At 49.6% G+C, this 20,837-nt stretch carries 16 protein-coding genes; 8 read left to right on the top strand and 8 right to left on the bottom strand.

Translation table 11 applies throughout. The annotated features are described in order from the left end of the window. Entirely contained in the window at positions 1-2,082 is a 2,082-nt protein-coding gene (locus tag PHT49_06165) for an ATP-binding protein (protein ID MDD5451464.1), read from the bottom strand. A gap of 93 nt (positions 2,083-2,175) precedes the next feature. Continuing rightward, positions 2,176-4,053, bottom strand: coding sequence for a sigma-54 dependent transcriptional regulator (locus PHT49_06160; GenBank protein ID MDD5451463.1), 1,878 nt, complete (start codon positions 4,051-4,053; stop codon positions 2,176-2,178). 404 nt (positions 4,054-4,457) lie between these two features. On the opposite strand from PHT49_06160, the gene PHT49_06155 reads away from it, so the two are divergent. From PHT49_06155 to PHT49_06120, 8 genes are all read left to right on the top strand, one after another. After that, complete coding sequence (locus PHT49_06155) at positions 4,458-6,362, top strand: aldehyde ferredoxin oxidoreductase family protein (GenBank protein MDD5451462.1); 1,905 nt, start codon at positions 4,458-4,460, stop codon at positions 6,360-6,362. A 45-nt stretch (positions 6,363-6,407) separates the two neighbouring features. After that, positions 6,408-6,962 (top strand): aldolase, encoded by a 555-nt coding sequence (locus tag PHT49_06150; protein MDD5451461.1) that lies wholly within the window; start codon positions 6,408-6,410, stop codon positions 6,960-6,962. A 334-nt stretch (positions 6,963-7,296) separates the two neighbouring features. Beyond that, positions 7,297-9,696 carry an AAA family ATPase gene (locus tag PHT49_06145; GenBank protein ID MDD5451460.1) on the top strand — a complete coding sequence of 800 codons (2,400 nt, stop codon included), beginning with the start codon at positions 7,297-7,299 and terminating at the stop codon, positions 9,694-9,696. Positions 9,697-9,804: 108 nt separating this feature from the next. Continuing rightward, on the top strand, positions 9,805-10,137 hold the full coding sequence (locus tag PHT49_06140) for a hypothetical protein (GenBank protein MDD5451459.1): 333 nt from the start codon (positions 9,805-9,807) through the stop codon (positions 10,135-10,137). Positions 10,138-10,142: 5 nt separating this feature from the next. Further along, complete coding sequence (locus tag PHT49_06135) at positions 10,143-10,967, top strand: ABC transporter permease (protein MDD5451458.1); 825 nt, start codon at positions 10,143-10,145, stop codon at positions 10,965-10,967. 7 nt (positions 10,968-10,974) lie between these two features. After that, entirely contained in the window at positions 10,975-11,679 is a 705-nt protein-coding gene (locus PHT49_06130) for an ATP-binding cassette domain-containing protein (protein MDD5451457.1), read from the top strand. Positions 11,680-11,958: 279 nt separating this feature from the next. After that, on the top strand, positions 11,959-12,870 hold the full coding sequence (locus PHT49_06125) for an MlaD family protein (GenBank protein MDD5451456.1): 912 nt from the start codon (positions 11,959-11,961) through the stop codon (positions 12,868-12,870). Beyond that, positions 12,871-13,818, top strand: a complete 948-nt coding sequence (locus PHT49_06120) for a tetratricopeptide repeat protein (protein MDD5451455.1) — start codon at positions 12,871-12,873, stop codon at positions 13,816-13,818. A gap of 88 nt (positions 13,819-13,906) precedes the next feature. On the opposite strand, the gene PHT49_06115 is transcribed toward PHT49_06120, so the two are convergent. From PHT49_06115 to atpG, 6 genes are all read right to left on the bottom strand, one after another. Continuing rightward, positions 13,907-14,644, bottom strand: coding sequence for a TrmJ/YjtD family RNA methyltransferase (locus tag PHT49_06115; GenBank protein MDD5451454.1), 738 nt, complete (start codon positions 14,642-14,644; stop codon positions 13,907-13,909). Between the two features lie 31 nt (positions 14,645-14,675). Further along, on the bottom strand, positions 14,676-16,856 hold the full coding sequence (rnr, locus tag PHT49_06110) for a ribonuclease R (GenBank protein MDD5451453.1): 2,181 nt from the start codon (positions 16,854-16,856) through the stop codon (positions 14,676-14,678). A 54-nt stretch (positions 16,857-16,910) separates the two neighbouring features. After that, on the bottom strand, positions 16,911-17,690 hold the full coding sequence (locus PHT49_06105) for an NTP transferase domain-containing protein (protein ID MDD5451452.1): 780 nt from the start codon (positions 17,688-17,690) through the stop codon (positions 16,911-16,913). A 326-nt stretch (positions 17,691-18,016) separates the two neighbouring features. Continuing rightward, positions 18,017-18,433 (bottom strand): F0F1 ATP synthase subunit epsilon, encoded by a 417-nt coding sequence (locus PHT49_06100; protein ID MDD5451451.1) that lies wholly within the window; start codon positions 18,431-18,433, stop codon positions 18,017-18,019. Positions 18,434-18,485: 52 nt separating this feature from the next. Then, positions 18,486-19,916, bottom strand: coding sequence for a F0F1 ATP synthase subunit beta (gene atpD, locus PHT49_06095; protein ID MDD5451450.1), 1,431 nt, complete (start codon positions 19,914-19,916; stop codon positions 18,486-18,488). Between the two features lie 34 nt (positions 19,917-19,950). After that, a complete protein-coding gene (gene atpG, locus PHT49_06090; protein ID MDD5451449.1) occupies positions 19,951-20,829 on the bottom strand; it encodes an ATP synthase F1 subunit gamma in 879 nt (292 codons plus the stop codon). Between the last annotated feature and the right edge of the window lie 8 nt (positions 20,830-20,837).

Raw genomic sequence — 20,837 nt, 5'->3', positions numbered from 1 at the left:
TTAATTCTCCGATGTCTGATTATGGACGGGGAATCTCAATTCAAAAGTTGTGCCGAGACCTGCTTCACTCTTTACATCTATGGTTCCCCCGTAATCACGGACAATTCCATAACTAATGGACATGCCCAGTCCCGTGCCCCTGCCCACCTCTTTAGTGGTAAAAAACGGCTCAAATATCTTGTCCTTAATATTATCGGGAATCCCTATCCCGGTATCGGATACCACAACTACAACCCATCCATCTTCCAGAAATGACTTTATAGTTATAGACATCGCCCCGGCCCCTGGCCCCATCTTTTCAAGCTTCTCATCTATGGCATCCAGCGCATTAGTCACCATGTTGATGAAAACCTGTTCCAATCTGTTATGGTCGGCCATTATTAGAGGCAAGTCTTTGTACAGGTCAAGCTTAATCTCTACTTGATGCAGTCTTAGTTGCTGACCCAATACCTTAAACACGTCCTGAATCGGTTTATTAATATCCATTAACGCCCGCATCGGGGTAGATACCCTGGAAAACTCCCGCAAATGATTAATAATCCCGGACGCCCGGTCCACATGACCGCTGATTTCCCCGGCCACAGTCTTCAACTCTTCGATATCGATCTTTTCACCCCGCCTGATCATTTTCAAAAGGAAATCGCTCCCGATCTTGAGTACGTTTAACGGCTGATTCAATTCATGGGCAATACCGGAGGCCATGGTGCCGATAGTAGTCATCTTGCCGGCCTGGATGAGCTGGGCCTCTTTTTCCACGCTTTCCGTAATATCGGTCGTCGCTACAATCAATGCGTCTATCCCCATGTATCTTGCCGGACAAACGGTAATATTCACATAAAATGAGCGCCCATCTTTATGTGTGTGCCTTTTCTTCGTAAAGAATCCGCATTCGCCGCTGGGCGATAGCTCTTTGAACCCCGATATAACCTCTCCTGTTGGTTTATGGCCCAGATTGTCAAAAGACATCTCTAATAATTCTTCCCTTGAGTAACCATAACGCTCTAAAGTCCTCTCGTTAACGTCCAGTATCCGGAAATTATCCCTGTCTATAATAAAAATAGGGTCAGGATTGGCATTAAACAAGAGTCTGTATTTTTCCTCGGACACCCGAAGGTCTTTCTCATAAGCGCTCAACTTATGGAGCATGTGTCGAAAGGCGTCCTGAAGCTTTACTATTTCATCTCCTTTATGACGCTTATAAACAAGACATTCTGCGCACTGTTGTAGCTTTTCAGGAAATTTTCCCGATGGCTCGCCAAAGCACAGTGTATCAGGAACATACCAGCAGGGTATGCCGTTTCGTGCATATGCGGGACAATCCCTTTTATCGCAATTCAACATTTCCCAGCAATGAACGACCCGCCTCGGGAATTTTCCACTTCCAGGGACATATTTGCCCCGGCTGATCTCATCCGCTAACCCGGTCAACCGGGCCAGAGGCCGGACAATGTATCTATTGAGCCACAGGGTCAGGAAAAAAACAACTACCGACAGCGAGACCACGGCCAGGAATAGATTCTGGCCACGCACAGAGGCCAGCATCTTGCGAATCGGGTCCCGGCTAAATCCGACTGATAGCACCCCCAGGATATGCTTTTCAGACCCATGACACTTATAGCACGCCTTTTCATTATGAATAGGGATGGCATAACGTAATATTTCTACACTACCAGAATCAAAATGGTGTTTTTCCAACCCGTGTGCCACCTTGCCGATGCGCAGGGCCTCGAAGGTAATCTGAGAAATGGCCTTCCTCCCGACATCATAACGGGCTGTCCCGTTATGCCTGATAATACCGTTGTCATCACAGAGATGAACCACCTTCAAATCTTCCAGGGTACCCAGCCTCTCCAATATGGCCTGGACTTTATCCATATCGCCCTCAAGCATGGGATACTCTATCCCCTTTATGACGGTGTTACTTATCTCCAGGGCCATCTTTCTATTCTCATCCGTCAGACGTTTAACCTGGGTAACTATGGCAAGATAGTTGAAAGCACCCAGGACTGTAAGCAAAATTATCCCGACGCCAAGTATAGTCTTGGCCCTTAAACTTTCCGGTATAAGTCTGTGCCTTAACATTGCCCAGAAGGACATAGAAACGATGGCCTTTCAGTTGGAAAACAGGCGGGCCATGATGGACAAGGACCGCTCGTGCCTTTTATTCAATCTACATTAACCTTTGTTAACTGTAAATCCGGAACATTCTATATGGTATTTTTTGAGCTTGGCATAAAGGGTGCTACGGCTGATATTTAACTTCTTAGCCACCTGGAATTTATTCCACTGGTATTGCTCCAACATCCTGGTAAGAAATCTCAGTTCATTTTCTTCAAAGGAACTTGCATCTTTCCCTTTATCCAGGCCAACCCGCAAGTAAGCTGGGAGGCTTTCTTCCGTGATAAACTCTCCTTTGGTCAATATAAAGGCGTGTTCGATAGTGTTTTCCAGTTCCCGGACATTGCCCGGCCAATGATAGTCCATCAATATCCGCATGGCCTCCGGTGTAATACCCATAACCTTTTCCCCCTGGCCGGCATTCAACTTGGCCAGGAAATGTCCGGCCAGGAGGGGAATATCGTTCTTTCTGGTGCGCAAAGGAGGCAAACTTATGGGGATGATATTGAGGCGATAATAGAGGTCTTCTCTGAATGCACCCTTCTCTACCTCCTTCCGCAGTTCCTTGTTAGTAGCCACAACAATCCTTATATCCACCTTAATGGGCTCCTCGCCCCCTAGCCTCTGAAATTCCTGGGTCTCAAGGACCCGTAAAAGCTTGACCTGAAAGACCGGCGGGATCTCTCCTATTTCATCCAGAAAAATCGTACCGCCATGGGCCCGCTCAAAACATCCCAGCCTCCGGCGCACGGCGCCGGTAAAAGCGCCCCTTTCATGGCCAAAAAGCTCACTTTCCAGCAGGGTAAGGGGATAAGAAGAACAATTGACCGCTACAAAGTGTTTATCTTTGCGCAGGCTGTTCATATGAATAGCCCTGGCTACCAATTCCTTGCCGGTGCCACTTTCTCCCTGAATGAGAACAGTCACGTTAGTGGGCGCCACGTCCCCGATGAGGTCATAAATCTGCTGCATCTTATGGTCCTTACCGATAAGCTCACCATATCTTGAAAACCTTGCGATCTTGTTACGCAAGTCCCGCAGCTTTTCGTCCTGTAAAACAATCCGGCGGACCGTCCCCGCTGCCTGTGAAACCATAAGACATACGAACCTGACATCTTTCTCTGAAATGGCCTCACGACTATAAATCACGATACCACCGATAACATCGCCATGCTTCGCGATGGGGATGAGCACCCCGGGCAGACTATCCAACCCTTTAACGCACAGGCTATCAAGCTGGGTTTCTTTGAGCGTTATCGGCTCGACTACAGAGGCCAGCTCCATTACCCCGGTAGTTTCCATTTCAAATCCTGCCGGCTTATAGCCTTCAATAACAACAAAACCATCCTTCCGTCCGTTAAAGATCAGGGGTTGTACGTGCCGATAATTAATGAACTCGCCTACCTTACCAATTATAAAATCAAGAACCTCTTTTAAAGAGGTCTTGTCGCTGATATGTTGATAGATATTATAGAATGCCTCCATGCCTTTGTAAGTCTTCTCAAGCTCCCCGGTCTTTTCCCTGACCAGATTCTCCATGTTATTGGTATATTCCCGGAGTCTGGCCCTCACTTCCAGTCTGTTCTCAGCCCGGACCAGGGCAATGGAAAGCGCCTCGTCACTCACCGGCTTGGTTATAAAGTCAGAGGCGTCCAATTGGAGAGACTTGATAGCCAAGCTCATATCTCCATGGCCGGTAATAACTATAACCTCTGTTTCCGGCTTGATTTCTTTAACCTTCTTTAAAACTTCGATGCCATCCATACCGGGCATTTTTATATCGGTCAGGACTATATCCGGCTGCTCGTCCTTCAACAGTTCCAGGCCCTTCCGACCATCTCCGGCCAACAAAACATTATACCCGTCATTCCTTAAAGAAAGTCCTAAAATGTTTCTTACGCCTTCTTCGTCATCGATTAGCAAAAGCTTCCGCATCGCGGATCACCATATCTATAGTAAATGTCATCAGTCAATAGTCATTTGTCACCGGTAAAAGTAAAATTTTACCGCAGAGATCGCGGAGAACGCTGAGATAATATATTGAATGGTTTATATTTTTCTCTGCGGACTCTGCGTGCTCAGCGGTGAAAAGGCTTTTTTACGAATTCATCATACTTAACCGATGACCGATGACGTTGCCTATAAGTATGTAAAAAGGCTGGTATTGCGAACAAACATCTGAAACGACCGTCACCCATATACTGCTCTTATAGCATACCTCATCATAATATTTAAGAAAATTTAGCGTAAATATTGTATGGCCTCGATAACTTCTGTGTCAAGGACAATATATTGTAAAATCAAAACTGCCCCCTGTGTTACCTTCTCTCCAAATAGTTTTGGATTTGACTTCCCTTGAACAATATAGTAGCTATCGTACACCTATGTTTGGCTGGACAGGTAAAATATTGAGGGTCAATCTGACTCACAGGACTATAGATGAGGAACGCCTCGATTCGCGGGAAAGGGAACTCTATCTGGGCGGACGCGGTCTGGGCGTAAAATGGGTCTATGACCGTGGTCAGGTCGAACCTTTATCCCCGGACAATCTCCTGGTTTTTGCTACCGGTCCCCTCACCGGCACCGGGGCGCTGGCCTCCGGCCGGGCCACGGCTGTATCCAAATCACCATTAACGGGCGCCATCTGTTACAGTAACGTTGGCGGCACATTTGGCGTGCACGTAAAAAAAACGGGCTATGACGCAATAATCATAGATGGCGCCTCGCCAGAACCACTTCTCCTCGAAATTGGAGGCGACCGGCCTGCCCTGAAAAATGCAGGGGAACTCTGGGGGAAAAATACCGGACAAGTCTTTGACCACCTAAAGGGGTACAAAGCAGTCCTCTGCATCGGCATAGCCGGAGAGAAAAAGATCCGTCTGGCCTCTATAATGCACAACCGATCCCACGCCTTTGGTCGGGGTGGACTAGGCGCCGTAATGGGCGCGAAAGGGCTTAAAGCCATCGCCCTTACCGGGGCAGGGAGAGTCAAAGTAGCTAATCCGGAAGAATTTAAAATCCGCCAGGAAAACCTGAACAAAATCATTGCGGCCAGCCCGGTTTTGAAAAACCTATCCCTTCTTGGCACGCCCAGTCTTATCAAAGTAATTAATTGGGCCGGCCTCCTGCCCGTAGCCAATTTCAGGAAAGGCCTGTTCCCGGAGGTTGATGCCCTAGCAGCCGAAATCCTGTGGGAACTATACAAACCAAAGAGCAGGGCCTGCCTTGCCTGTCCTGTGGCCTGTAAAAAGGAGACGCAAGCCCATATCCCTCTGCCGGAATATGAAACTTTAGGCATGTTCGGCCCCAATAACGAAAACAGCGCCCTGCCATCTATTGTCGAAGTTAACCAGATCTGCAATGACTACGGCCTGGACACCATCAGCGTTGGCGCTACCCTGGCCTGCTATGCGGAGATAAGGGGCGTGAAACTTGAACCGGCTGAGATCTGCGATCTTGTCAAGGACATAGGCGAGGCCAGAGGGTCAGGGGCGGCCCTGGGTGAAGGTTCACTGCGCTATGTCCGGTCGCAAAACCGTAAAGAGGCATCGATGACTATTAAAGGATTAGAACTTCCGGCTTACGACCCGCGTAGGGCCTACGGCCTAGCGCTGGCCTACGGGACATCCAACCGGGGCGCATGTCACCTGGGAGCCTATATGGTTGCCCCGGAAGCACTGCGTAAGCCCAAAGCTATTGAGCCGCGCACCTTCACAGGCAAGCCTTCTTACTTGGCCATATTTCAAGACACTTTTGCCACTGTAGATTCCCTGGTAGTATGTAAGTTTGCTTACTTAGGGGCCGGACAGGAAGAATATGCCAATATACTGACTGCCGTAACCGGCGGAACTTTCGCGGCAGACGATCTCAATAAGATCGGCGAACGGATATGGAATCTGGAAAGACTTTATAATATCCGGGAAGGATTTACAAAAGATGACGATTTCCTGCCCGACCGCTTTTATGAAACACACATGTCGCATGGCTACACAAAGGACGATGAAAATAATCCCCCCTCACCCCCCTTTAGTAAAGGGGGGGTACATCTTATTCCCCCTTTGGAAAAGGGGGACACAGGGGGATTTTCAGGTGAAAAGACGGGCTTAGAGAACGCCTCGGTGGAACATATCGACCGAGTTCATTATGATAAAGCCTTAACAGAATACTACCGGCATAGAGGATGGACCGACGAAGGTGTGCCCGGAGACTATAAGCTCAAGGACTTAGAATTGATGAACCTGTAGCCGCGCGCAGATGGACTTTTTGAGGCCGTAAGGATTGTCCTGGACATGGAAGAGTTAATCAAATACGGAAAGAAAATGGTCGCCCAAAGGCTGGCACATTCGCATTTCGGCAACGTCAGTAAGCGTATCGGGGACCGGATCCTGATAAGCACGACCGGGAGCATGCTTGACGAACTGGAAGGCCAGATCGTGGAGGTCTCCCTTTCCGGGCCATCTTCACTGGATATGATAGCCTCAACAGAACTGGTCGTCCACAGGGATATCTACAAGGGAACCTCGGCCCTCGCTATCTTACATGGCCACTCTGAATTCGCTGTAGTCCTGTCTCTCTTATATCCAGCCGGAACCGAGCTGCGTCCCGAGGATTCAGAAAGCGTTTATCTACTCCACGAAATACCTATTGTTCAGGGAGGCGTGGGGTCCAGAGGGCTGGCCCAAAGCGCAGCCGCGGCCCTGTGCGATCACAAGGCCGTTCTGGTCAGAGGACACGGCGTCTTTGCCCGGGGAAACACGGTCGATGAGGCATTTGTGGTTCTTTCGTCTGTAGAGCACAGCTGCCAGGTCAAGTATTTTACGGACCTATGGAACAAAAAGTGGTAGTCAAAAGACCGCCCTCCCTCCATTCTCTATCCGCTATACGCTACCCGCTATCCGCTGATATAAAACTCAAATCCGCCGTATAATTCAGCTATCAAGATTAAAATCAGCAGATTATGGAGCATCCCTGAACACCGGCAAGATATTAGATGCAAGGCGCCGAGGAGCGACAACTGAGGCGTATGGAGCACTACGTCGCAAGGAGGAGCGACTGAAGGCAACGCCGCAAATGATGTCTTGCCGGTGTTCAGGGAAAACGTTTTCACTTGCCAACCGCATCGTTTTTCATGTAGAGTAAAGCATCCTGACAGACTAATTCTCTCACATGGAACGGCTTATGGCGAAAAAATTCAAAGAAGCATCTATCTCCGAGTTGAGAAGGACCTGTGATCCGGAGACCCTTGGGTTTACCACCACAGACGAAGTACTTACCCTGAAAAATGGCGTTATAGGCCAGGAACGCGCGGTTAATGCCCTGAAGTTCGGCATTAAGATGTCAGACCTGGAATATAATGTTTATATGGCCGGCGCTCCGAATACGGGCATGAGCTATATCGTCAAATCCTTTCTGGAAGATATAGCCGACAAACAGGATGTGCCTCCCGATTGTTGTTATGTGCATAATTTCAAGGAACCGGACAAGCCAATAGCTATAGAACTTCCAGTGGGCGAGGGCAGAGAATTTCAGAAGGATATGGAAGAACTCATCGAAAATCTCAAGATGCAGATACCAGAGGTCTTCGGAAGTGAATACTATCTGACGCGCAAAGAAGAGATTGTTAAGGGATTTAACGCCCGCCGGGCAAAAATCTTTGAAGAACTGGAAGAACGAGCCAGGCAGGAAGGGTTTGCCCTGAATGTAGATCAAGGCGGTATGATGGTCATCCCGGCCAAAGAAGATGGGACACCCCTCGCGCAGGAGGATATCAAGGCCCTTTCTGACGAGCAGAGGGCCAGGCTCCGGGCTAAAAGCGAGGCCCTGCAAAAAGAGATGAACATTGCCGCTCACAAGATACAACAGATGGAAAAGGAATTTCGCGCCGAGTTAAAGGGGTTAGATAGAGACGTAACTCTCCAGGCCGTAGGCCATTTTATCGATGACCTCAAAGAAAAATACAGATCGCATCCGGCCGTAGTCACCTACCTGCAAGATGTACAGGATGACGTGATTAAGCATATAGATGACTTTAAACAAAAGGCCGCGCCTGCCGGGCCGTTCCCAATAGCTTCTCCCGCCCCGTCATTTACGCGCTATGAGGTCAATGTGCTCATAGATAATTCGAAACTTAAAGGGGCCCCGGTGGTCTATTGCACCAATCCCAACTATCCAAACCTCTTTGGGACCATAGAGTACAAGGCCCAATTCGGCGCCCTTTTCACCGACTTTACTATGATCAAGCCCGGCGCCCTGCACCAGGCCAATGGAGGGTATTTAATTATCAAGGTGCTGGATCTTTTGAAGTGGTTTTTTTCCTATGAGGCGCTGAAAAGGACTATAAAAAATAAGGAAATACGCATCGAGGGCCTCGCCGAACAATTTGGTTACATCACAACCAAGACCCTCAAGCCGGAACCTGTCCCGCTGCGGGTAAAAACCATCCTCATCGGTGATCCATATATCTACTACTTACTTTACAATTATGACGAGACATTCAGAGAGTTGTTCAAGGTCAAAGCGCATCTTGATGTGGAAATGGACAATAAACCAGCCAAGCTGGAGCAGTTTATAAGCTGCTTAAAGACCATGGTTTATAAACAAAATCTCAGGCCCCTGCATAAGACCGGCGTGGCCCGCCTCGTCGAATACAGCTCAGAACTGTCCGGCGATAAGAACAAACTGACCCTGGAACTCGCGGAAATCTATGACATAGTCAAGGAAGCCCACTTCTGGGCCACTGAAGATAAAAAAGAGTATATCACGGCTGACCACGTCGAAAAAGCCATCGCTGAGAAGAGATACCGCTCCAATCTCTATGAAGAAAAAATACAAGAAGCCATAGCCAAAGGAACCATAAAAATCCAGACTGACGGCCGCATAAGCGGGCAAGTAAACGGACTTTCAGTATATGACCTCGGCGATTATACGTTCGGAAGGCCGACCCGTATTACCGCTAACGTCTCCATCGGTAAGGAAGGTGTAGTAACCATTGACCGCGAGGCCGAGCTGAGCGGGCGTATCCATACCAAAGGGGTTATGATCCTCGGAGGATACCTTAAAGAAAAATTTGCCCATGACAAACCATTGACTTTATCTGCCACGCTTTGTTTTGAACAAAGCTATGGCCTGGTCGAAGGCGACTCCGCATCCGGGGCAGAACTCTTTGCCTTGCTGTCCAGCCTGGCGGATGTTCCGATCTATCAAGGCATAGCCGTCACCGGGGCAGTAAGCCAAAAAGGGGAAATCTTGCCCGTCGGCGGAGTTACACGAAAAGTCGAAGGTTTTTATGAAGTTTGCAAGGCCCTGGGCCTGACCGGCAAACAGGGGGTAATTATTCCGGAACGAAATCTAAAGGATTTGATGCTGCGAAAAGACGTGGTGGATGCAGTCGGGGAGGGCAAATTCTATATTTATCCCATTTCCACAGTGGAAGAAGGCATCGAGATCCTTACCGGCATCGAAGCCGGCAAGCGGAAAGAAGACGGGACCTATGACGAGGGAACTGTCTTCGGGCGGGTAGATCAAAATCTAAAGAAAATGGCCGAACATGTAAAGGCCTTCATGAAGGAAGAGAAATAATGAGCGGCTATCGGCTCTCAGCAATCAGCAGTCAGCAAAAAAGAGAACTCAAATTTCAGATTTCAACTTTGAAATTAAGAGTGCTGACAGCTAAGAAAAGGAGTATCAGTGCGGCAATATCTGATTGATGAACTGGATAAAGGACAAATCGAACAGATTGTGGAATACCTTCGTGAACATGCCCAATTGTCTTCTGTAGAAGGTCTGTTCTGGGTTGACCTCCCGGATGACCTATTGGTTGAGACACAATACACTCACGGAAATTGCAAGCCGTTTTGTTTCTCTATTGAGGTTTGCGAGGATTGCGTAAAATTCGAGTTTCTCATACGCAGCAAGCAGACTCTTCGCTGCGACTGCATCCAATATGCCAGTAAGGCACAAAGGGATTTTATCCTGGGATTTGCGGAAAAAATGCTGTCAGAAAAGGGCATCAGGGCATAAAACGAATGGGCGGGTATCAAGGCAACATATCCGGATTATCTCCCGGGTGGCTCCTTGGCTGCCTTGGCCGCAGTACAGTAGAAAGGATCCGGCATTTAAGCAATGTTGTGGGCCTTCTCACACGCCTCATCTATATTTTTTTCAAAGAACGTAAGATAGGGCGACGCCTTGTCAGGCAGACTGTCATACAACAAATATATTTTACAGGGGTTCAGTCTCTAGGCATCATAAGCCTCGTGGCCCTTATTTTCGGCTTTTTGGTTATCGTTCAATCCCTGGGCCAACTGACCAGGGTCGGGAGTGAAGAGTTCCTGGGCACATTACTTGTAGCCGTAGTTATACGGGAAATTGGGCCGCTGATGACCACGCTGGTCGTCATACTCCGGTCCGGGATGTCCATGTCGGTAGAGATAGGTTATATGCATGTCCTTAAAGAAATGCGCGCGCTCCGTATGCTGGGAATAGACCCTCTGCACCTTGTGGTTCTGCCCCGTGTCTTGGGAGTAATACTGGCTATCATCTGCCTTTTTGTCTGGTTTGACGCTGTAGCTATTACCGGGGGATACTTATTCGCCTGGATATTCACAGGAACGCCATTTTCTGTCTTACTTCCTTCATTCTATCGGGCTATTACAGGGTTTGATGTCATTATAGGCTTTGTTAAGGCCCTTTTCTTCGGCCTCATTATCTCTCTGGTCTGTACTTACCAGGGCGGTCTGGCTAAAAAGGCTATCACTGAAGTGCCACAGGTCACCGCCCGGGCCGCTGTACAATGTCTGGTGTATTGTTTTGTCCTGAACGTCCTCATATCCACCTTTTTTTACCTGTGATTGGAAAATGGACGCAATTCGCCTCCACATAAATAATGTATGGTATAAAGATAACGGGAAAAATATACTGCAGGGGGTTAACCTAGCCGTACAATATGGCGAAGGGATCGGTCTCTGTGACCCAACCGGCCTGTCCGGCGCTGAGTTGCTCCAAATATGCGCCACTTTGCTGAAACCAACGCAGGGAGAAATCTATCTGGATGGGATACCCGTACCTTTTGACAGGGAAATAGACCTTCTTTCCCTGCGCCGAAAGATTGCTTACGTAGCCGAGGATACGGCCCTGATAAGCAATCTCACCTTATTACAAAACGTATCCCTGGGATGGGCCTACTACGAAAACAGATCACTGCATGATGTCTGGGAAGAAGGGGAAAGACTCTTAACCTATTTCCAGGTCAATGATTATAAAGACCTGCATCCCACAGAGGTTAATGCGGAGATATTTAAACGGGCAGTATGCGCCCGGGAGCTGGCCAAAAAACCTATCCTGATACTATTGGACAGAATAATCGATACCCTTTCTACAGAAGGACAGACCCTGCTTATATCCTATGCGGGAAAATGCCTGCAGGAGATGGGCAGCTCCCTGCTGGTCGCCTCCACAAGCGCTGCCTCATTCGCCTCCCTGTCCGCATTCATCGGTCGCTCATATACCCTGGAAGAGGGGAGGCTGGCCGGAGAAAATCCTGGCTCGGAGAGGGTAATGTAAAAACTTTCGTGAAAAACAACCACAGAGGGGTTTACGTAAGTTCCAAATGACAAAAGTAGGGGTCATTAGTCAATAGTCATTTGTCACTGGTAAAAGGGGGCTATATTTCCCCAACTTAACCAATGACCAGTGACGAGTGACGTTTTGAGCTTTGGCATTTGGCATTGATTTTAACTTTGAACTTTCAACTTTGAACTCATTAGTACGTTATAGTTTCTCTGTGTACTCTGCGGTTAGGTTTTGATAATATCCAGGAGGGAACAGCATCCGATTATGGAAATGAAGTTTAGCATAATGGAAAAGATGGTGGGTGCTTTGCTCATCCTTACCATCATCGTAGTAACCGGAAGCGTAATCGTCATCGGCCGCGGTAAGGCCTGGTTTAGGGATTATGGCATCTATAATATTGTCTTTGATGAGGGCTACAATCTCAGGGAAGGGGCCACCGTCAAGATATTTAATACTGATGTGGGGCGGGTGACTTCGTTAGAGATCACCCCGCAAAACAAGGTAGGAGTCACCATCAAAATCCTGAGGGGATACTCAAAATTGATCAGGCGGGACTCGGTAGCGGTCGTAGCCAGTCCCACCTTCATTGGCAGCGAATATATATCCATATCCGCCGGTTCGCCGGAGTCACCCCTTATATCTGAAGAGGGAACCATCCCCTCAAAGAGGAAAAAATCTCTCAGTGATTATGCTGAAGAGTTTCACCTGGAAGAAAAATTCAATGCCCTTACCCGGATACTATACAGTCTCGAGGAGACTATGGATCAGATCAAGGACCCGGAAGGCCCGTTATTGGGTACGCTATGGGACCTGCGGGCCATAACCAATGATATAAAAAGGGGCCAGGGGCTGGGTAACGTACTGGTAAAAAATGACCTTTATGAGCAACTGGACCGGCAGATGGCCCACCTGGAGGCCACATTGGCTAACGCCGAGAAAACATCGCAAGGCTTAGAGCAGGCCGCCCGGGTCCTGCCGGAAGCCATGCAAGAAATGAGAAAAATCCTGCATGATATAAAAACCGCCAGCCGTGATGCGCCGGCCATTGCCCAGGGAGCGCGTGAGAATTTACAGAAACTGGACCAGATACTGGAATCCGCCAAACGTAGTCCGCTCATTAAAGGCGGCATCCTCCCGAAAGAAAAGGGAATTATTCAGCCGGATACAAGAGGAGTAAGATAAATGCGCCGCTGTCTTCTGATAATAGCCTGCATACTGTTAATGTTATCCGGCCTCTCAGGCTGTGCAGGCGCGCCGCCGAAGCCCATAGAATTAGAAAAAGAAAAGGCGCTGGATTATGCCAATCAGGGATTACGCTGGTTTAAAAAGGGTTGTTATAGCCGGGCCTTGTCCTTATTTGAAGATTCCCTGCGAATTAACCAGTCCACAGACAACCTTCCCGGCATGGCTTATGACTATAACAATATCGGCATACTGGCCCTGAATACCGGCAAGCTCCATGAGGCTAGAGAATTCTTTACCCTGGCCGCCCGCATTCAGCGTAATCTGGATAACGAAGCAGGGCTATCTCTCAGTCTAAGCAATCTGGCTGCGGTTGACCTGAAGGCGGAAAATCCAGGCCAGGCCGAAAGACACCTGGAAGAGGCTTTTCAGGCGGCAACCCGCGGCAAGGATGATGTCCAGCAAGCATTTGTCCTCAATCTTATGGGACACCTATATTGGCAAAAAGGTCTTCTTCCCATGGCGAATGATTATGTATCGAAAGCCATAGCCATCTATGAGGCCGGGGATAATAAATCTGGGATGGCTTCAGCCTGCCATAATCTGGGCCTTATACGCATGTCTGAGGGAAATTATATGGAGGCCCAACCCCTATGGGGAAAGGCCCTGGAACTTGACCAGGAAACCCTCGATTATCCCGGTATCGCTGCTGATCTGGAGATGCTGGCCAGGTTAACCCTAAAACAGGAAAGGTGGTCTGAGGCCGCTGAATATGCCTGGAGGGCCTTCAACGTCTGTTATAATATCGGACATAAGGAAAAGGCCTCGCTTGTGCTTGAAATACTAAAAAGGGCCGATGAAGCCGGAAATCTCAAATCTCCTATAGCCGATCTTGAAGAAAAACTTAAAGAGATGTCATCTCCTGAATTCGATCTGCCCTGCCAATAGTACCCCGTTCTCACCGCAAAGGCGCAAAGCACGCAGAGAAAACTATTTTTCTAACTCATTCATTATCTCTGCGTTCTTTGCGTGAACATTATGAATTCTTCTTAAACCACTTAAGCTGCCGGCAGAGGCCGCGGATGAGTTGAGTCTCCCGTGAGAGAAGTTTGACGCGGGAAAGAAAGGCCCGCACTTGGTTAAGGCCATACTCCTGCTCCCCAGATTTAAGAAAACCAATCGTGAGCAGCGCCTCCTGAAGATCCGCATACATCCCCTCCAGCTCTGCAGAAGTCGCCAGATGCGGTGTAATACGATCCCGAGAAGTGGCTTCCATACGGGCCATGAGTATCTCGTAACACACAATCATGACGGCTTGGGCCAGGTTAAGCGAAGCAAAATTGGCTGTAGGTATGGTGGTCACAATATGACAGTATCTCAGCTCCTCGTTGCTCAGGCCCGTGTTCTCCGGGCCAAAAAGGAGGGCTACGCGATTATTTTGAGAAATGTCTACGATACGACCGGCCAGTTCCCGCGGCGTCTCCAAGGCCTGCCGATGTCTGCCCAGCCTGGCCGTAGTCCCGACTATATAGTGAAAAGGGGCCAGGGCCACGTCCAGGTTGTCATGGATCTCCATATCTTCAATCAGGCCCGCCGCTTCATGCGTAGCCATCTTAAGCATCTTTTCTCTATCCGGATTGGCCGGACTCACCACCGTTATCTTAGAGATGCCCATGTTCAGAGCACAGCGCGCTGCCGCCCCGATATTCTCCGGATAACGTGGCTTATGTAAAACAATGGCCAGGTTGACAAGATTAGCTTTGATGGTTTCCACGCTAATAACCTACGATACAAAATCCAGGCAGCTATTTTTTTGATTCCCTCAGGTCAGAAATTCCCCTGGATGTGTACTTCATAACCAGAATAAGATTGATATGCCGGCGCGAGATATCGACCCTGGCCACCTGGACCCGAACAAAGTCCCCTATCTGAAAAATCTGCTTTTTTCTTCTACCCACCAGACGATGGTGTTTTTCTTCGTAATAATAGTAATCATCGGCCATGTCCACGAGGCGTACCACACCTTCTACAAAAATCTCCCGCAGTTCCACAAAAAATCCGAAGGCCGTAACCGCCGAGATGATGCCGTCATACTCCTCTCCGATTTTATCCGCCATAAACCGGGTGCGCAGACGATCCACCATTTCGCGTTCCGCCTCCATGGCCAGACGTTCCTGCGTTGAGATATACTGGCCTATCTCGGATAGTTGTTCGAAGGTATAAAGTGGCCCGGTACTGCCTTCTAACGCATGGTGTAAGATGCGGTGTACAATCAAGTCGGCATAGCGGCGAATGGGAGAGGTAAAATGGGTGTAGTGGGCTGAGGCTAAACCAAAATGCCCGCGGTTCTCAGCCGCATAAACCGCCTGTTTCATGGAACGCAGGAGTAGCGTGTTAACCACATATTCGCCCGGCGCGCCTTCTACCAGACCGAGCACCTGTTGAAACCAGTGCGGAGTCATCTTTTCTGGAAACGTAATAGGCAACCCCAGAGAATAGGCAAAATTGAGAAAATTGTGAACTTTTGCTGCCTCAGGCTCCTCGTGTATGCGATAGAGACAAGGGATATCTCTCTCGGAGATATGCTCGGCCACGGCCTCGTTGGCCGCTATCATAAATTCCTCTATGATCTGGTGGGCCAGGTTTCTTTCCCGGCGCACGATGTCCTCCAGGGTTCCTTGCACGCCAAGTATTATGGCCGGTTCAGGGAGATCAAAATCAATACTGCCGCGCCGTCGTCTATTCCCGGCGATTTTCTGACCCAACTCAGCCATCCATTCCAATGATTTAACCATCGGCCTGTATTTTTGGCGCAGGCTTCTGTCCTTATCCACCAGGATGCCTTTGACCTCTGTATAGGTTAAACGGGCGTCACTTCGGATGACGCTTTTGTAAAAACGGCGTTCCCTCATCTTCCCCTGGCGGTCAAAATGCAGAAAGACGGTAAAGGCCAGTCGCTCCACCTGGGGCCTCAAGCTGCCTAAATAGTCTGAAAGGCTGGGTGGAAACATGGGAACGACAAAATTAGGGAAATAGACACTGTTACTACGCTTATAGGCATCTTCGTCCAAAGGACTTCCTGCCGGCACATAATGGCTGATATCGGCAATGGAGACATAGAGATTATAACCCTGGCGATCCTTCTCTATAGATACGGCATCGTCAAAATCTTTGGCCTGCTCTCCATCAATGGTCACGGTAAGGATACCCCGCAGGTCCTCCCGGCCCCTTACCATTTTGGATGTAACCTCGGAAGGCAGACGCCGCGCCTGCTCCTCTGCCTCAGGGCTGAAGTCCTGAATAAGGCCGTGCTTGAAAATGACCATCTGCGTCTGTACGGCTATATCATCAGGGTCGCCAAGCACTTTTATTATCCGGCCTTCAGGGTTTCGCCTTCCTGGAGGGAAATTCGTTATCTCCGCTACCACCACCTCATCCGAACAGGCGCCGACGGTCTCCCGTGAAGAGATGACAACTTCAAACGGAAATCGTTCATCCTCAGGTATTACGTAGGAGGCTCCCCGTCCCCTGGTGAAGGCCCCAACGATATATTTGGCTTTCCTCTCCAGGATACGGATGACTCTCCCCTCCGGCCGGCGACCTCTCAGTCCATGTTCCAGGCGTACCATTACCCGATCGCCGTGGATGGCATCCTTTATCTCCCGTCCCGGTATAAATACGTCTTCTATATCTTTTGCTTCCGGGATCACAAAGCCAAAACCACCCGTGTTGATCTGCAGACGTCCCGTAACCAGGTTCATACGTTCCGGGAGACCATAGCGGCCCTCTTTAAGTAGTATAAGATCACCGGCTTCCCCCATCCGGATTATCATGTCCTTTACCAACTTTTTGTCCCGTGGCGCAGGGCTTAAAATATGCAAAATATCACACATAAAAAGAGGCCGCCCTGCCTTGCGCATGGCGGCCAGTACATCCGCGGGCTGGATTGCCCTTTCTTTTGTTTCCCTGGTTATTCTTCTGGGCATATGGATACCTTTTTAATATTCCCAAGGCCAAAATCACATTTGCTTTATAGACGGCTATGTTGCGTTACTTCCTCTTCGCATCATCTCTTCCGCCCTGGCCAGCTCTGCCATGCTGTTTATCCCCATAACCTCATCCTGCCGATCCGTAATAACGCTGATAACCCTGTGGCCCATCTCTTTAATCAGGTGCACAGCGTCGGTTAAATAATATTCTCCCTGCACATTATCTCTTCCTGCCCTTCTCAAGGCATCGATAAGCACTGGAAATTTAGCGCAATATATCCCGGTATTCACTTCACATATCAATTTCTCATCCGGCATAGCATCTTTATCTTCAACGATCCTTAAGATATTGCCCTTGCCGTCCTTGATCACCCGGCCATAATGCCCGGGGTCATCTACAATCGTCGTCAGGACAGATAATGCCGCTTTCCGGGCTATATGTTGTTGTATAAGCCCCCTCACTGTCTCCGGCCTCAAAAACGGCACATCGCCACAGAGAATAACCACGTCTCCACTATAACCGGAAAGGTCACTAGCTGCGCATAACACCGCATGTCCGGTTCCTAATTGCTCATGCTGTAAGATAAACTTAATCGACCGGTCACAAAAAGCCTCCTGCACCGCCTTGCTCTGATACCCGACAATTACATATATACCCAACGATTCAAGCCTTTCAGCCGTATCCAGCACATAGGCCAGCATCGGCCGGCCCATAATCTCGTGTAACACCTTGGCCCGGGAAGATTTCATGCGCGTCCCTTTGCCCGCGGCAAGGATTATGAACTTAAATGACACCCTTTCCTTAACAAGCACAGAAGCTATACCTTTCACAACCATATATTATAGGCAACATCACTGGTCATTAGTCATCGGTCATTGATTAGCGCTCAACCGGAAACTACCATTTTCGGTCGTGCCACAGGCCGATTCGCCGGGGCGAACTTCACGCTTTCAGCGACCAGCAGTTAGCTGTCAGTCGGTGAACGGTCAACAGTGAACCAGTGAACAGTAGGCCAGCTTCATGCTGATAGTTGAGTGCTGATCGCTTTTACCAGTGACAACTGACGTTCATTATAGAGATTCCAAAAGAAAAGGGCAAGCCCTCGCTTGCCCTTTTACATTCAAACCTATTCTCAGCCTTTTTCCTTAGGCCATAGTTATTTTGCCTTCTCAGCTATCTTTAGCCGCCATATCGCCCTCTGCAAAGCAGCCTCGGCACGCACCACATCAATAGTTTCCCTCTTCGCGGCTGCTGCCTGTAATCTCTGCTCGGCTCTCTCTTTGGCCTTCAGTGCCCGTGCTACATCAACCTCATGCGCCTTCTCGGCAGAGGTTACGAGAAAAGTGGCACGATCAGCAACTATCTCCGCGAATCCGCCGCTTACAATCGCATATTCCGTCTTATTGCCTACCTTATAACGTAACTCGCCTAACTTAATAGCCGTCAGATACGCCGCATGGTTTGGCAGTGCCCCAAATTCACCCCATTCTCCTGGGGCTACCACCATATCCACCTCTTCGCTGACCACCATCCGGCTCGGTGTAGTTACCTCAAGCAATAACTTATCAGCCATCTTTTTTTGCTCCGTACCTTTCTGTCGCTAAACCAAATGATTTGTCAACTACCTAGGCAGCGGCCATCTTCTTCGCCTTTTCTCTGGCCTCTTCGATACCGCCAACCATATAGAAGGCCTGCTCCGGCAGATCGTCATGCTTACCTTCGATGATCTCCTTAAAGCCTCGGACTGTCTCTTCCACCTTCACAAATTTACCCGCCATGCCGGTGAACGTCTCGGCCACATGGAACGGTTGCGACAGGAATCTCTGAATCCTACGAGCCCTACCAACGGTGATCTTGTCCTCATCCGACAGCTCATCCATACCCAGGATAGCGATGATATCCTGGAGATCCTTGTATTTCTGAAGTATCACCTGAACCGTTCGCGCTACGTAGTAGTGATCCGCACCCACGACATTAGGATCCAGGATTCTTGACGTTGAGTCGAGCGGATCCACCGCGGGATAGATCCCGAGCTCCGCAATCGGCCTCGACAAAACCACGGTGCCATCAAGGTGCGCAAAGGTGGTAGCCGGAGCCGGGTCAGTCAGGTCGTCTGCCGGTACGTAAACACACTGCACAGCTGTGATGGAGCCCTTGGTGGTGGAGGTAATACGCTCCTGCAATTCACCGAGGTCAGTGCCCAGAGTCGGCTGGTAACCAACTGCGCTCGGAATACGCCCGAGCAGCGCCGAAACCTCAGCCCCGGCCTGCGTGAACCGGAAGATATTATCGATGAAAACAAGCACGTCCTGACCTTCCACGTCCCGGAAGTACTCGGCAGCCGCCAGCCCGGTCAGGGCCACCCGGGCCCGAGCCCCAGGAGGCTCAGTCATCTGCCCGTAGATCAGACACGCCTTGGGTAGAACGCCCGACTCTTTCATCTCCAGGTAGAGGTCGTTCCCTTCACGGGTCCTCTCGCCCACGCCGCAGAATACCGAGATACCACCATGGTGCAAAGCAATGTTATGGACCATCTCCAACATAACAACCGTCTTACCAACACCAGCACCACCAAACATCCCCATCTTACCGCCACGGGGAAAGGGCACCAGCAGGTCAATAACTTTTACCCCGGTCTCGAGGACCTTTACCGTGGTATCCTGCTCGATGAACGTTGGCGCCGCCCGGTGAATAGGCATCATATGCTCCGACACAAGCGGGCCCAGACCATCTACCGGATTACCAATCACGTTCATAATGCGCCCCAAGGCCTTAGGGCCGACCGGCACCATAATCGGCGCTCCCGTATCCCGCGCCGGCATCCCCCGCATCAGGCCATCTGTTGTGTCCATCGAGATACACCGCACCATATTATCCCCAAGGTGCTGTGCCACCTCCACAACTAGATTTTCCGGCTGATCACTGATAGCCACGTTAGTAATCCTGATCGCATTCATAATGGCCGGCAATTGTCCCGGCTCAAATTCCACATCCAGTACGTTTCCAATGACCTGAGCTATCTTTCCTGTAGCACCACCTGTATGCTCTGCACTCATCGGTGTCTATTCCTCCTCATTATTCAATATTATTCTATTTCTTCAGCGCCTCGGCCCCGCCGACAATGTCCATCAATTCTCTCGTAATGGCGGCCTGCCGCGCCTTGTTATACATCAGGCTCAAGCTCCGGATCAAATCCTTACAGTTACGCGAAGCGTTGTCCATGGCTGTCATCCGGGCGGCGTGCTCGCTGGCTGACGTCTCCAGCATGGCATTGTACACCTGCACGTTCACGTGTGTAGGTAAAAGACTGCTGATAAGCTGTTCCGGTGAGGGCTCATATAAATATTCCCGCGCAGTGCCGGCCGCTTCTCCTGCCCCTCCAAGTTCTTCCGGACTTATAGGGAGGAGCTTCCTGGTGACCGGCTTTTGGATAGCCACACTGATAAAATGCGCAGAAACCACATACACTTCATCAGACTCACCCCTAATAAATCTACTTGCCAGATCCTGGGCGATTGTTATGGCATTCGACATGTCAAACCGGCCCATAACGTCGATATATGAGGCCCTCATGTTCGTCTCACGACGTCGGAAGTAGTCTCGGCCTTTTCGACCGAGACAAACGAGTGAGGTCCCTACCCCTTCCGCCCCCTTTGCCCGCAGGAACTTTTCGGCTACATTATTCAAATTTACGTTGAAACTGCCACACAACCCCCGGTCTGCGGTAACCAGCAGGAGTTCAATATTCTTTACCTCGCGCTGTTCCAAAAGAGGCGAGGCATCAACATTCAGGTGCGCGGATAGACTCCCTATGACCTCAGCAAATTTGCTGGCATAGGGCCTGAAGTTCTCCATTTTCGACTGTGCCCCGCGCAGTTTGGCCGCCGCCACCATGTTCATGGCCTTGGTAATCTGCTGGGTCTTTTTTACTGCCCCAATTTTCCGTAAGACATCTTTTAGCGTAGCCATCGGTAACC

It is taken from the genome of Desulfovibrionales bacterium (genome assembly GCA_028715605.1).
Lineage (GTDB): Bacteria > Desulfobacterota > QYQD01 > QYQD01 > QYQD01 > QYQD01.
Note: the sequence above shows the minus strand (reverse complement) of the source record. Positions and strands in the feature narration are given on the sequence as shown.